Genomic DNA, 12,681 nt, shown 5'->3' with positions numbered 1-12,681 from the left:
CGGACACGCGGCGTAGACTCCGGGCATCCGCACGAACCGAGACAGCGAAGTGACAGTCAACGGGCGGCAGGTTCCGCTCGCCGGCACGGTCGCGCACGCCACCGCGCTGGACTGGCTGCGCGGGGTCGGACTCACCGGAGCGAAGGAAGGCTGCGCCGAGGGCGAGTGCGGCGCGTGCGCCGTGCTGCTGGCGAGCGAAGGGCGCGACGGCGGCACTGTGTGGACGCCCGTGAACGCCTGCCTCGTGCCCGCGCACGCACTCGACGGCCAAGAGGTCGTCACCGCGGAGGGCCTCGGGACGCCCGACGCGCTGCACCCGGTTCAGGGGGGGCTCGCAGCGGCCGGCGGCTCGCAGTGCGGCTACTGCACGCCCGGTTTCGCATGCGCCATGGCGGGTGAGTTCTACCGCCCCGATCGGGCCCCGGCGGACCGCGACGCACCGCCGGACGCCGAGCACGGCCCCAACGGCTTCGACCTGCACGCGCTGAGCGGCAACCTGTGCCGGTGCACCGGGTACCGCCCGATCCGCGAGGCCGCGTTCGCCCTCGGGATGCCGCAGCCCGGCGACCCCCTGAAACGTCGGCTCGCGGGCGGGGCGCCCCCGCCCGCCGCCACCGACGTCGAGGTCGACGGCGCACGGTTCATGCGCCCCCGGACGCTCGTCGAGGCGCTGCGGCTGCTGCGCGACGAACCGGACGCCGTGCCGGTGGCCGGCTGCACCGACTGGGGCGTAGAGGTCAACCTGCGAGGCGCACGCGCACGACTCGTGCTGGCGATCGACCGCCTGCCCGAGCTGCGTGCGATCACGCTGTCGGACGGGACGGTCGAGGTCGGCGCCGCCGCGACGCTCAGCGATCTTCAGCGCGAGGTCTCCGCCGACGTCCCGCTCCTGGCGCAGCTGCTGCCCCAGTTCGCGTCGCGGCTCATCCGCAACCGCGCGACGCTCGGCGGCAACCTCGGCACCGCGTCGCCCATCGGCGACGCGGCCCCGGCGCTGCTCGCCCTGGGCGCGTCCGTCGTGCTCGAGTCCGCCGACGGCGGCGAGCGCGAGGTCGACCTGGCGCAGTACTTCACCGGCTACCGCACGACGGTCAGGCGCCCGGACGAGCTCATCCGGACGATCCGCTTCCCGGCGCCCGCCGCGACCGGCGCCCCGCGCGCGACGCAGGTCACCGCCTTCCACAAGATCGCGAAGCGCCGGTTCGACGACATCTCATCGGTCGCCGTCGCGTTCGCGCTCGACGTGGTCGACGGGGTCATCGCGTCGGCACGCGTCGGCCTGGGCGGAGTCGCCGCGACACCGCTGCGGGCGTACGCCACCGAACAGACGCTCGTGGGACGCCCGTGGAACGCGCAGACGGCGGGTGCGGCATCCCTCGTTCTGCAGGGCGAGGGCACCCCGCTCAGCGATCACCGCGCGAGCGCCGGATACCGTGCTCGCATGCTGGGCACCGCCCTGCTCGCCCTGCACGCGCGCAGCACCGAAGAGGCCCGCGCATGAGCGGCCTCGCGGACCGCCCGCCCGACGCGGTCGTCGGGCGCCCCGCCGTGCACGAGAGCGCGGCGCTGCACGTCACGGGCGCCGCGATGTACACCGACGACCTCGCTGCGCGCGCCCACGGCGTGCTGACGGCGTGGCCGGTGTCGTCGACCTCGGCGCACGCCCTGGTGACGCTCGACGTCGAGCCGGCGTACGGGGTGCGCGGCGTCCTGCGGGTGCTCACGGCCGACGACGTGCCCGGCATCAACGACGCGGGGGTCAAGCACGACGAGCCACTGTTCCCGTCCGAGGCGATGTTCCACGGTCACGCGCTCGCGTGGGTGCTGGGTGAGACGCCGGATGCCGCCCGCCGAGGCGCCGCCGCGGTGCGCGTGGCCTACGAGCAGCTGCCGTCGATCGTCACGGTGCGGGAGGCGATCGACGCCGGCTCGTTCCAGGGCGTGTCGCCGACGATCGAGCGCGGCGACGTGGAGGCCGCCCTCGCGGGTTCCGCCCACGTGTTCGCCGGCGAGATCGAGATCGGCGGGCAGGAGCACTTCTCGCTCGAGACGCACGCCGCGTTCGCGGTGCGCGAGCCTGATGGCCGCTACCTCATCGAGTGCTCGACCCAGCACCCGTCCGAGACGCAGGAGATCGTGGCGCACGTGCTCGGCATCCCCTCCAGCGAGGTGGCCGTCGAGTGTCTGCGGATGGGCGGCGGGTTCGGCGGCAAGGAGATGCAGCCGCACGGGTTCGCCGCGATCGCGGCGCTCGGCGCGAAGCTCACCGGCCGCCCGGTGCGCCTGCGGCTGAACCGCACGCAGGACATCACGATGACAGGCAAACGGCACCCGTTCCTGCTGGAGTGGCGCGCCGGCTTCGACGCCGAGGGGCTGCTGCAGGCCCTCGATGCGACGCTGACGTCCGACGGCGGCTGGAGCCTCGATCTCTCCGAGCCCGTCCTGGGCCGCGCGCTCGCCCACGTCGACAACGCCTACCGGATCCCCGACGTCCGCGCCCACGGCCGCGTCGCGAAGACGAACAAGCCGTCGAACACCGCCTTCCGCGGGTTCGGCGGCCCCCAGGGCGTGTTCGTGATCGAGGAGGTGCTCGGACGCGCGGCGCCGGTGCTCGGCATCCCTCCGCACGAGCTGCGGGCGCGAAACTTCTACCGCCCCGGCGATACGACGCACTACGGGCAGCCGGTGAAGGACGCCGAGCGCCTGCCTGCGATCTGGGGGCGGCTGCGCGCCGAGTGCGCCTTCGACGAGCGGCTCGCCGAGGTGGCCCGCTTCAACGCCGCGCACGCCGACCGCAAGCGCGGTCTCGCGATGACGCCGGTGAAGTTCGGCATCTCGTTCACGTTCACGTCGTTCAACCAGGCCGGCGCCCTCGTCATCGTCTACAAGGACGGCTCGGTGCTCATCACCCACGGTGGCACCGAGATGGGCCAGGGCCTGCACACCAAGATGATGCAGGTCGCGGCGACCGCCCTCGGGGTTCCGCTGGAGGCGGTGCGGCTCGCGCCCACCCGCACCGACAAGGTGCCGAACACGTCCGCGACGGCGGCGTCGTCGAGCGCCGATCTCAACGGTGGGGCGGTCAAGGCCGCGTGCGAGGAGATCCGCGGACGGCTCGCCGCGGTCGCGGGGCGGCTGCTCGGCGTCGACGAGCGCGACGTGCGGTTCTCGGGCGGCTTCGCGACGGGACTGGATGCCGCCGGCCCGCGCCTCGCGTTCGCCGAGGTCGTCGGCGCGGCGTATCTGCAGCGCGTGCAGCTGTTCGCCGCCGGCTATTACCGCACCGAGGGCCTCCACTGGGACGCCGCGCGCAACCAGGGGTCGCCCTTCAAGTACTTCGCATACGGGTGCGCAGTCGCCGAGGTCGAGGTCGACGGGTTCACCGGGTCGCACCGGCTGCGACGCGTCGACATCGTGCACGACGTGGGCGACTCGCTGTCGCCGCTGCTCGACATCGGCCAGATCGAAGGGGGGTACGTGCAGGGCGTCGGCTGGCTCACGATGGAGGAGCTGCGGTGGGACGACGGCGACGGACCGACGCGCGGCCGCCTGCAGACGCCGTCGGCGAGCACGTACAAGCTGCCGAGCTTCTCGGAGCTGCCGGACGGCTTCCACGTCCACCTGTTCGAGGACGCCCGCGAGGACGGTGCCGTGTACGGCTCGAAGGCCGTCGGCGAGCCGCCGCTCCTCCTCGCCTTCAGCGCTCGCGAGGCGATCCGCCAAGCGGTCGGCGCCTTCGGCCCCGACGGGCACAGCGTCGAGCTCGGCTCCCCCGCCACCCCTGAGGCGGTGTTCTGGGCGATCGAGGCGGCGCGCGCCGCCGGCGCCGGAGAGGCGGATGCTGCCGACCGCGGCGCCGTTGCGACCGCCGTGCCGGCGCCCGCCGGGCAGCCGGCATCCCCGCTTCCCGTCGCGGAGTGAGGCGCGCCGTGGACTGGCTGGACGCCCTGCAGAAGCTCCGCGACGCCCGCACCCCGGCCGTCGTCGTCACCCTCGCGATGGTGCGCGGCCACGCTCCGCGCAACGGCGGCGCCAAGATGGTCGTCGCGCCCGCCGAGGTGGTCGGCACGATCGGCGGCGGCAACCTCGAGGCGACCGCGGTGTCGCGTGCCCGCGAGCTGCTCACCTCGGGCACGGCCGAACCGGAGCTGCTCACGCTCACGCTGAGCGACAAGACGGTCACGGAGTACGGGGTCCAGTGCTGCGGCGGCGAGGTGACGCTGCTGCTCGAGCCCGTGCGCGTCGTGCCCTCGGTGGCGGTGTTCGGCGTCGGGCACGTGGGGTTGGAGCTCGCCCGCGTCCTGGCACGCCAGCAGCTGGCGCTGCACCTCGTGGACTCGCGCGCCGACATGCTCGCTCCGGCGCGGCTCGGGATCGACGGGATGCCGGGCCCACTCGCCGACGCCGTCGCCGAGGTCCGTGTCCACCTCGCCCCGGTGCCCGAGGCGGTGCTGCGCGAGCTGCCGCCCGGAACGCACGTGCTCGTCATGACCCACGACCACGCCGAGGATCTCGCGATCGTCGACCAGGCGCTGCGGGTCGACGGCGTCGGCTCCATCGGGCTGATCGGCTCGCGCTCCAAGTGGGCACGCTTCCGGGCGAGGCTCAGGGATGCCGGGCACGACGAACAAGCGCTGGCGCGGGTGACGACACCCATCGGCCTGCCCGAGATCACCGGCAAGCAGCCCGCGACGATCGCGGTGAGCGTGGCCGCCGGAATCCTCCAGCTCATCGAGCAGCAGGCGGCGACACCACCCGGTCATTGAGCGGGACGACCGGCTGACGCGGTCAGTACTCGATGCGGTGCGAGGCGCGCCGCCACTCGTCGAACGGCGCGACGCGCTGCGTGCCAGGCAGGACGATGGTCGTCACCGGCATGATGTCGCGGTGCTCGGGGTGGCCGTCGAAGTACCGGTAGAACAGGGCGTCGTCGAAGCCCGCAGCAGCCGCGTCCTCACGGTCGGCCGCGAAGTACACGCGGCCGATGCGCGCCCACAGGGCCGCGCCGAGGCACATCGGGCACGGCTCGCAGCTCGTATAGAGCACGGCGCCGGTGAGGTCGAACGTGCGCAGGCCCTGGCACGCCCGCCGGATCGCGGTGACCTCGGCGTGCGCCGAGGGGTCGAGGTCCGCCGTCACGCGGTTCACACCCTCGAACACCTGGCCGTCGGCCGACACGACGAGAGCCCCGAACGGCCCGCCGTCGTTGCGGACGTTCTCTGTCGCGATCTCGATGGCCCGCGCGAGGTACTGCGCCGGCGCTCCGTCGGTGGAGGACATCAGGCGTCCAGCCTACGAGCGCCCGGCTCGTCGCGCACCCCCCGCCGCGGCCGCCGGGGACCTCAGCGTTCGACGAGGATGCCGTCCGCGTCGGCCCACACGTGACGCCCGGGGGTGAAGACGACACCCGCGATCGTCACGGGCACGTCGACCTCTCCGATGCCGGCCTTGGCGCTCTTGCGCGGGTTGGAGCCGAGTGCCTTGATACCGAGGTCGAGCCCCGACAGCGCCTCTCGGTCGCGGATCGCGCCGTGCACGATGAGTCCCGCCCACCCGTGCGCGACCGCCGACGCGCCGATGAGGTCGCCGACGAGCGCGGACTCCAGCGACCCGCCGCCGTCGATCACGAGCACGGCGCCGTGGCCCGGTGTCGCGAGCAGCTCCTTGATGAGGGCGTTGTCTCGGTGGCACCGCACCGTCCGGATCGGGCCGTCGAACGCGCGGCGACCGCCGAGGTCGTGGAACTGCAGTGCGAGCGAGTCGAGCTCGTCGCCGCGCTCGTCGTAGAGGTCGGCCGTGGCGATCGTCATGCGCCCAGGCTAGGACGGCGTGCCGCCGCCTGACGCGGCGCGCGCGGCAGAAGTTCGCGCGAGCTTCCGCAGCCGAGAAGTTCAGCGGGCCGCGGGCGGATTGTCGTCGGGGTGGAGCGCGCTGAAGAACGAGTACGTGTCGCCGTCGGCGTCGACGCCGCGCTCCTTGAACTCGTTGACGAGCTCGTACAGCCGCCGCTGGAACTCCGCCTTGTGCTCGGCGTTGACCTTGAGTCCCATCCACGTCACATCGAGCTCGTCGTCGGGCACGCCCTCGATCTGCTGCAGGAACGTCTCGATGAGCACGGGGGAGCCGCCGGGCATCGAGGTGCGCCACGACAGTCCGGTCGCGCGGTACGGCACCTCGCGTGCGCCCTGTGCCCCGGTGCGCTCGGGTTCGGCGGCGAGGTAGCCGGTCTGCACGAGGGTGCGCACATGGTGCAGCATCGTGCCCGGGTTCAGGCCGAGCAGCTCCGCGAGCTCCTTGTTGGTGCGCGACTCGAACGCGCACAGCCGCAGCACGCGCAGCCGCAGCGGCGAACTGAGCGCGCGCATGCGCGCCTCGGCCTCGGGGTCGCCGTGGCGCAGCTCGATGCGCTCCTCCTGTCCGGTCACCGGATCAGCGTACCAAGACTGATTGACAGAACTCAATCGGTACTCCACACTGATTGACATGTCCCAATCAGATGAGCCTCCGGTGGTCGAAGCCGACCCCGGCGCCCTCGCCGAAGCGCGGGCGGAGGCGAGCACCCCCGCGTCGCCGGCACGCGCCGACGATGCGATCGAAGCCGATCAGGATGCCGCAGCCGAGCCCTCCCCGCCGGCTCCGAGGGGCTCGCTGTGGCGCGACCGCAACTTCCTGACCCTGTGGAGCGGCCAGACCCTCAGCCAGTTCGGCGCCCAGATCACCGAGCTCGCGATCCCCGTGCTCGCGGTGATCATGCTGGACGCTTCGGAGTGGGAGGTCGGCGTCCTCAATGCGGCGCAGGTGGCGGCGTTCCTCGTCGTCGGGCTGCCCGCCGGCGCGTGGATCGACCGCATGCGCAAGCGCCGCGTCATGATCTGGGCCGACGCGATCCGCGCGGTCGCCCTCGCGACGCTTCCCGTCCTGGCGCTCCTGGGCGTGCTCCAGATCTGGCACATGATCGTCGTCGCCCTGATCATGGGCGTCGCGACGGTGTTCTTCGACGTCTCTTACCAGAGCATCATCCCCTCGCTCGTGCGCACGAACCAGATCGCCGAGGCGAACGGCAAGCTGCAGTCGACGTATGAGCTGGCGAACATCGCCGGTCCCGGCATCGGCGGCTGGCTGATCGGCGTACTGACGGCCCCGATCGCGATCTTCGCCACGGTCGGCACCTACGTCGCCTCGTTCGTCGCCCTGCTCTTCACGCGCGACCACGAACGGCTGCGCCCGCCCGAGGAGCACAAGCCGCTCGTCCATGAGATCGGCGAGGGCCTGCGCTGGGTGTTCGGCAATCCGTTGCTGCGTCGCATCGTCGGCACGACGGGCATGGCGAACTTCTTCGGCACGATCGCGCAGACGCTCCTGCCGATCTTCGTGCTGCGCGAACTGGGGCTGAGCCCGCAGATGTTCGGCATCGTGATCTCGCTGGGCGCGGTCGGCGGCGTGCTCGGCGCCATCGCGACCCCGCGCATCATCGCCCGCCTCGGCGAGGCCCGGGCGATCCCGATCAGCGTGATCGCGTTCAGCATCGCGCCGCTGTTCCTGCCCGCGATCTCGCTCGTGCCGTCGCTCGCGTTCCCGCTGCTCGTCGTGCAGGGGTTCGTCATGAGCTTCACGATCCTGCTGTACAACATCACGCAGGTCACGTTCCGCCAGCGCATCACGCCGCCCCGCCTGCTCGGCCGCATGAACGCGTCCATCCGGTTCGTCGTCTGGGGAGTGATGCCGATCGGCGCTCTCCTCGCCGGCGCCCTCGGCACCTGGCTCGGGACCGTCCCCACGCTGTGGATCGCCGCCATCGGCGAGCTCCTCGCCGGCCTGTTCGTCGTGACCGGCCCGTTCTGGACGATGCGCGACCTCCCCGATGCCCATGCGGAGCACGCCGACCCGGCGCCCTCCTGACCTCCCGACCAGGATGCCGCGACCGCCGTGCAGGGTCGGTCGCGGCATCCGCTTCTCCTCGCACCGGCGCTGACGGGGCGTATCCCACCGCTCCGGCTCGCACAATCCCGGTGCGGGCGCACCTCAGGCGTGCTTAGGTTGCTCCATGACGGCCCGCATCGTCTCGATCGGAACGGCGGTTCCTCCCACCGAGCTTCGGCAGGACGAGGTCCGCGATCTCTTCGCGGCGCAGGAGGGCATCGACCGGCTGACGCAGCGGCGCATCCGGGCCGCCTTCGACGCGGCGGACATCGGGCGACGCCACACGGTGCTCGCTGAGCTCGCCTCGGTCGGGGCCTCTCCGGCCCCGGGCCGCCCGCGGTTCGTCGATGCGAACGGAAGGATCCTCTCCCCCACCACCGGCGAGCGCAACGACCTGTACATCGCGGTCGCGCCCGAGCTGGCCGCCCGGGCGGCTCGCGAGGCCCTCGCCGGCAGCGGGCTCGACGCGTCCGCCGTCACGCACGTCGTCACCGTGTCGTGCACGGGCATGTCCGCCCCCGGCCTCGACCACCGGCTCGTGCGCGACCTCGGCCTCGCACCGACCGTCGAGCGCTGCCACCTCGGCTTCATCGGATGTGCGGCCGCGCTGCCGGCGCTGCGGGTCGCCGCCGCACTCGCCGGGACGCGATCGGATGCCGTCGTCCTGGTGGTGTGCCTGGAGCTGTGTTCGCTGCACCTGCGGCAGTCGAGCGACCCGCAGCAGATCGTGGCCGCATCCGTCTTCGCCGACGGTGCGGCGGCGGCCGTCGTCACCGCCGATCCCGGGACGGGGCGCCCCGGCGGTCTCGAACTGGACCGCTTCGGCACTGCTCTCACGAGCGAGGGCGAGTCCGACATGGTCTGGACGATCGGCGACCACGGCTTCGAGATGGTCCTGTCCGCCGAGGTGCCCCGCATCATCGGGCGCGAGATCCGCGGTGCCGTCGGCCGGTTCCTGGGTGACGACGGCGTCCCGGAGGTGTGGGCGGTGCACCCCGGCGGGCGGAGCGTGCTGGACCGGGTCGAGACCGGACTGGACCTGCCGCCCGAAGCGCTCGCAGCATCGCGGAGCGTGCTGCGCGAGTTCGGCAACATGTCCAGCGCGACGATCCTGTTCATCCTCGCATCGCTGCTGCGCGACGGCGGCGTGGGCGAGGGCGCCCGCATCGCGGCGCTGGCGTTCGGCCCGGGTCTCACGGTCGAGTCGGCGCTGCTGACCCGGCGGCGTCCGGACGCGCCCGCCGAGTCGCGCTCCCGCGTCGCGCTGGCGGCCTCCGCGTGAGCCTGGCCGTCCGCGACGACGAGCTCGCGGAGCTCATGGACGATCCGGCGTGCGACGCGGGCCGGCTTGCTGCCACGCTGCGCCGCTTCGGCACGATCAACCGCCTCGTCTCGGGCTGGGGCACCGTGTACCGCACCCGGCTGCGCCCGCACCTGGCCGCACTGGGCCGTCCCGCACGCGTGCTCGATGTCGGGTCGGGCGGGGGCGACCTCATCGTCCGGCTTGCGACATCCGCCCGCCGCGACGGCCTCGACGTGGCGTGGACGGGCATCGATCCGGACCCCCGCGCGCACGCCGTGGCGTCGGCGCGCGCGCCGCTCGCGGGCGTGACCTTCCGCAGCACGGACTCTGCCGCTCTCGTCCGCGAAGGCGAGACGTTCGACGCGGTGCTGTCGAACCACGTGCTCCACCACCTCGGCAGCGCCCTGCCCGCCTTCGCGGACGACTCGCTCGCGCTCTCGCGCGGCATCGTGCTGCACGGCGATATCGCCCGATCCCGCCGCGCGTACGCCCTGTACGCCGTCGGCATCACCCCGTTCGCCCCGGGCACCTTCCTCCGGACCGACGGACTGCGGTCGATCCGCCGCAGCTACACGCGCGCCGAGCTCGCCGCGGCGCTGCAGGCGGCGTCGGCCGGCACGTGGGCGGTCGACGCTCCCGCACCGTTCCGTCTCCTCGCCGTCGGGCGCGGCCGTGCGTGACGTCACGGTCGTGGGTTCGGGCCCGGTCGGGATGCTGCTCGCCGGCGAACTGGCCCGTCGCGGTGTCGAGGTGGAACTGCTCGAGCGCCGCCCGGCGGCCGGCGAGGCCACCCGGGCCATCGGCATCCACTCCCCCGTCCTGGCGGCGCTCGAGCCGTCGGGCGTCACGGAACGCCTGCTCGCCGACGCCCTGCAGGTGCGACGCGGCGAGGCGCGCAGTCGCGGCCGCCTGCTCGGCACGGTGCGCTTCGACGCCCTCGCCGCCCGGTTCCCGTTCGTGGCGACGCTGCCCCAGTCGCGCACCGAGGCCGTTCTCGGCGCCGACGCCCCGGAGCCCCTGCGCGGCGCCCATGTGACCGCGGTGATCCCTCGGCCCGACGCCGTCGTGGTGCGGTCGAGGCTCCTCGGCCGCATCATCGAGTCCGAGAGCCGCCTCGTCGTGGTCGCCGCAGGGGCCGGAGGGCGCGACCTCGTCTACCGGCAGGGCGCCGTGGCCTCGCGCGAGTACCGCGACCGCTATCTGATGACGGATGCCGTCACGCCGCTGCGCGGCGACGCGGTCGCGGTGGTCCACCTCGACCCGGACGGCGTCCTCGAATCGTTCCCCCTCCCCGGCGGCCGGCGCCGGTTCGTGGCGTGGGACCGGCCCGGAGGCGCCGACGACCCCGAAGCGCGCGCCGACCGTCTGCGCGAGGCGCTCGCGCGCCGTGGCGAGGCGGAGGCCGCCGAGGCCGTGGCCGGGGCGACGGCGTTCGGCGTGCGCCGCGTCGTCGCGCCGCGACTGCGCAACGGCCGGATCTTCGCGATCGGCGACACGGCGCACGAGGTCAGCCCGATCGGCGGGCAGGGCATGAACCTCGGGCTGCTCGATGCCGTGACGCTCGCGCCGCTCCTCGCGTCGTGGATCGCGACAGGTCACGCACCGGATGCGGAGCTGGGGCGATGGGAGGCCCGTCGCGTCGGGTCGGCGCGGCGGGCGGCGGCACTCGCGTTCGCCAACACCGCGCTGGGCCGCCGACTCGGCGGCGCCGACATCGTGCGCCGGGGCGTCGTGCGGACGATGCTGACGCCGCCGGCCGGCGGACTGTTCGCGCGCGCATATGCGATGGGCTTCGACCTCGACGCGTGACCGGCGGGACCGTCAGGCGACGAGCGCGCTGCCCGATGCGACGAGTTGCGCCGCGAGCAACAGCGCGGCCAGCATCACGAGCCGGAACAGCGCGCGCGTCGGCGGATGCGCGATCGCCCGCCACGCGGTCACGGCCGCCACCACCACGACCGCTGCGAAGAACACCCACGACACCGGCGACACGGCCGACAGATCGCCCCCGGCCGCGCCCGACAGCACCGCGACGGCGCCGATGACGACCGCGATCGCCGCGATCACCGCCGACGTCCGCGGCCCGAGGCGGTGTGGCAGACCCCGCACGCCCGTCTGCGCGTCCGCGTCGAGGTCGGGCAGGACGTTCGTGAGGTGCACCGCGGCGCCGAGCGCCGCACCGGCGATCCACGCCCACCAGGCCGCGAACGCGGGGTCGGGCGCAGACAGCGTGGCGAACGACGGGAAGAGGCCGAAGCTCACCAGGAACGGCACGATCGACCATGGCGTGGATTTGAGCCCTGCGTTGTACGCCAGCGCCGACCCGAGCGCGATCGCATGGGCAGCCGCCATCCGCCAGCCGAGCAGCAGCGACAGCACGAGCGCCGCCGCGAGCAGGACCGCAGAGGCCGCCCACGCGACGCCGATCGCGACGTCGCCGCGGGCGATCGGCTTGTCCCCTCGTCCCACCTCGCGGTCGCGCGCGGCGTCGAACGCGTCGTTCGAGACGCCGACCGACAGCTGTCCGGCGAAGACCGCCACGGTGAGCACCACGAGCCGCCAGGGCTCCAGTCCCGTCGTGATCCCGAGAGCGAGCGCGAGCGCCGTGACCACGAGGGTCGGCCCCGGATGCGATGAGCCCCACAGGGCGCGGACGGTGCGCACGCGTCGATGCTCTCACGCGACCCCGAGCACGGGCGGTAGCGATTCCGGGAATGACTCACAGTTTCATGCGGTTGCATGGACTCGGGCCGACGGCGTCCCGGCACATCGCACGACAGCAAGGAGACGCCCCAATGTCCGCCCTCACCGCCCGCACCGCCGAGACCGACGCCCCCATCATCGACGTCCTGGCCGAACGCTGGAGCACGCGCATCTTCGACCGCGACGCCGTGATCGACGAGGCCGCACTCGCCAGCGCGCTGGAGGCCGCCCGCTGGGCGCCGACGGCCGCCAACACGCAGGCCTGGCGCGTCGTCGTCGCGCGACGCGGCACGGCCGCCCACGCGACCGTGCTCGCGTCCCTCGCCGGCTTCAACAGCGCCTGGGCCGGCGACGCGGCGGCCCTCGTCGTCTTCGTGGCCGAGACCGAGCGCGACGGCAAGCCGATGATGTGGGCGCAGTACGACACCGGTCAGGTCGCCGCCCACTTCACGGTGCAGGCGCACGCGAACGGACTCTCGACCCATCAGATGGGCGGTTTCGACCGCGACGCGATCGCCGCCGGCTTCGGCCTCGGCGAGGAGTTCACCCCCGTCACCGTCATGGCAGTCGGCGAGCTCGGCGACATCCGCGAGGCCTCGGACGAGCTGCAGGCGCGCGAGAACGCGCCCCGCGTGCGCCGCCCTGTCGCCGAGTCGGTCCTCGTGAACGACTGATTCGCGCCCGCCCCGGACGACGGATGCCTCTCCCGCAACACGTGGGAGAGGCATCCCTCATCTCGGTACAGGCGCCGTGGG

12 protein-coding genes are annotated in these 12,681 nt (G+C 73.4%); 8 read left to right on the top strand and 4 right to left on the bottom strand.

Annotated features, from left to right (window positions below):
* The first annotated feature begins 49 nt into the window (after window positions 1-49).
* From ACFWJ8_RS05945 to xdhC, 3 genes are read left to right on the top strand one after another with little or no spacing between them, the layout of a single operon-like run.
* A complete protein-coding gene (locus tag ACFWJ8_RS05945) occupies window positions 50-1,501 on the top strand; it encodes a xanthine dehydrogenase small subunit (protein WP_378809827.1) in 1,452 nt (483 codons plus the stop codon).
* Window positions 1,498-3,921 (top strand): xanthine dehydrogenase molybdopterin binding subunit, encoded by a 2,424-nt coding sequence (xdhB, locus tag ACFWJ8_RS05940; protein WP_378809826.1) that lies wholly within the window; start codon window positions 1,498-1,500, stop codon window positions 3,919-3,921. Before ACFWJ8_RS05945 ends, xdhB begins: the two co-directional genes overlap by 4 nt.
* 8 nt (window positions 3,922-3,929) lie before the next feature.
* A complete protein-coding gene (xdhC, locus tag ACFWJ8_RS05935; protein ID WP_378809825.1) occupies window positions 3,930-4,766 on the top strand; it encodes a xanthine dehydrogenase accessory protein XdhC in 837 nt (278 codons plus the stop codon).
* A 22-nt stretch (window positions 4,767-4,788) separates the two neighbouring features.
* Here xdhC and ACFWJ8_RS05930 read toward each other — a convergent pair whose 3' ends face one another.
* From ACFWJ8_RS05930 to ACFWJ8_RS05920, 3 genes are all read right to left on the bottom strand, one after another.
* Window positions 4,789-5,280 carry a nucleoside deaminase gene (locus ACFWJ8_RS05930; protein WP_378809823.1) on the bottom strand — a complete coding sequence of 164 codons (492 nt, stop codon included), beginning with the start codon at window positions 5,278-5,280 and terminating at the stop codon, window positions 4,789-4,791.
* A 62-nt stretch (window positions 5,281-5,342) separates the two neighbouring features.
* The gene (rraA, locus tag ACFWJ8_RS05925; RefSeq protein ID WP_378809821.1) at window positions 5,343-5,810 is read right to left on the bottom strand and encodes a ribonuclease E activity regulator RraA; all 468 of its coding nucleotides are present in this window, start codon (window positions 5,808-5,810) and stop codon (window positions 5,343-5,345) included.
* An 81-nt stretch (window positions 5,811-5,891) separates the two neighbouring features.
* Window positions 5,892-6,425, bottom strand: a complete 534-nt coding sequence (locus ACFWJ8_RS05920; RefSeq protein ID WP_378809819.1) for an ArsR/SmtB family transcription factor — start codon at window positions 6,423-6,425, stop codon at window positions 5,892-5,894.
* A gap of 58 nt (window positions 6,426-6,483) precedes the next feature.
* Here ACFWJ8_RS05920 and ACFWJ8_RS05915 point away from each other — a divergent pair, with 58 nt between their 5' ends.
* The 4 genes from ACFWJ8_RS05915 to ACFWJ8_RS05900 all read left to right on the top strand — a co-directional run bounded on the left by ACFWJ8_RS05915 (window position 6,484) and on the right by ACFWJ8_RS05900 (window position 11,032).
* A complete protein-coding gene (locus ACFWJ8_RS05915) occupies window positions 6,484-7,899 on the top strand; it encodes an MFS transporter (protein ID WP_378809818.1) in 1,416 nt (471 codons plus the stop codon).
* A 145-nt stretch (window positions 7,900-8,044) separates the two neighbouring features.
* The gene (locus ACFWJ8_RS05910) at window positions 8,045-9,202 is read left to right on the top strand and encodes a type III polyketide synthase (protein WP_378809817.1); all 1,158 of its coding nucleotides are present in this window, start codon (window positions 8,045-8,047) and stop codon (window positions 9,200-9,202) included.
* Complete coding sequence (locus ACFWJ8_RS05905; RefSeq protein ID WP_378809815.1) at window positions 9,199-9,903, top strand: methyltransferase domain-containing protein; 705 nt, start codon at window positions 9,199-9,201, stop codon at window positions 9,901-9,903. Before ACFWJ8_RS05910 ends, ACFWJ8_RS05905 begins: the two co-directional genes overlap by 4 nt.
* Window positions 9,896-11,032, top strand: a complete 1,137-nt coding sequence (locus ACFWJ8_RS05900; protein WP_378809813.1) for an FAD-dependent oxidoreductase — start codon at window positions 9,896-9,898, stop codon at window positions 11,030-11,032. Before ACFWJ8_RS05905 ends, ACFWJ8_RS05900 begins: the two co-directional genes overlap by 8 nt.
* Window positions 11,033-11,044: 12 nt before the next feature.
* Here the strand turns inward: ACFWJ8_RS05900 and ACFWJ8_RS05895 are convergent, their stop codons facing one another.
* The gene (locus tag ACFWJ8_RS05895; protein WP_378809812.1) at window positions 11,045-11,887 is read right to left on the bottom strand and encodes a UbiA family prenyltransferase; all 843 of its coding nucleotides are present in this window, start codon (window positions 11,885-11,887) and stop codon (window positions 11,045-11,047) included.
* A gap of 131 nt (window positions 11,888-12,018) precedes the next feature.
* On the opposite strand from ACFWJ8_RS05895, the gene ACFWJ8_RS05890 reads away from it, so the two are divergent.
* Window positions 12,019-12,600 carry a nitroreductase family protein gene (locus ACFWJ8_RS05890; protein ID WP_378809810.1) on the top strand — a complete coding sequence of 194 codons (582 nt, stop codon included), beginning with the start codon at window positions 12,019-12,021 and terminating at the stop codon, window positions 12,598-12,600.
* Window positions 12,601-12,681: the final 81 nt, after the last annotated feature.

This window comes from Microbacterium sp. NPDC058389 (assembly GCF_042722305.1).
Taxonomy (GTDB): domain Bacteria; phylum Actinomycetota; class Actinomycetes; order Actinomycetales; family Microbacteriaceae; genus Microbacterium.
This window is presented reverse-complemented; position numbering and strand designations above follow the sequence as displayed.

What these genes read in the sequence shown, in the direction of transcription:
- xdhB (WP_378809826.1), top strand. Translation starts at nt 1,498, where the DNA reads ATGAGCGGCCTCGCGGACCGCCCGCCCGACGCGGTCGTCGGGCGCCCC.
- ACFWJ8_RS05930 (WP_378809823.1), bottom strand. Translation starts at nt 5,280, where the DNA reads ATGTCCTCCACCGACGGAGCGCCGGCGCAGTACCTCGCGCGGGCCATC.
- rraA (WP_378809821.1), bottom strand. Translation starts at nt 5,810, where the DNA reads ATGACGATCGCCACGGCCGACCTCTACGACGAGCGCGGCGACGAGCTC.
- ACFWJ8_RS05915 (WP_378809818.1), top strand. Translation starts at nt 6,484, where the DNA reads ATGTCCCAATCAGATGAGCCTCCGGTGGTCGAAGCCGACCCCGGCGCC.
- ACFWJ8_RS05910 (WP_378809817.1), top strand. Translation starts at nt 8,045, where the DNA reads ATGACGGCCCGCATCGTCTCGATCGGAACGGCGGTTCCTCCCACCGAG.
- ACFWJ8_RS05890 (WP_378809810.1), top strand. Translation starts at nt 12,019, where the DNA reads ATGTCCGCCCTCACCGCCCGCACCGCCGAGACCGACGCCCCCATCATC.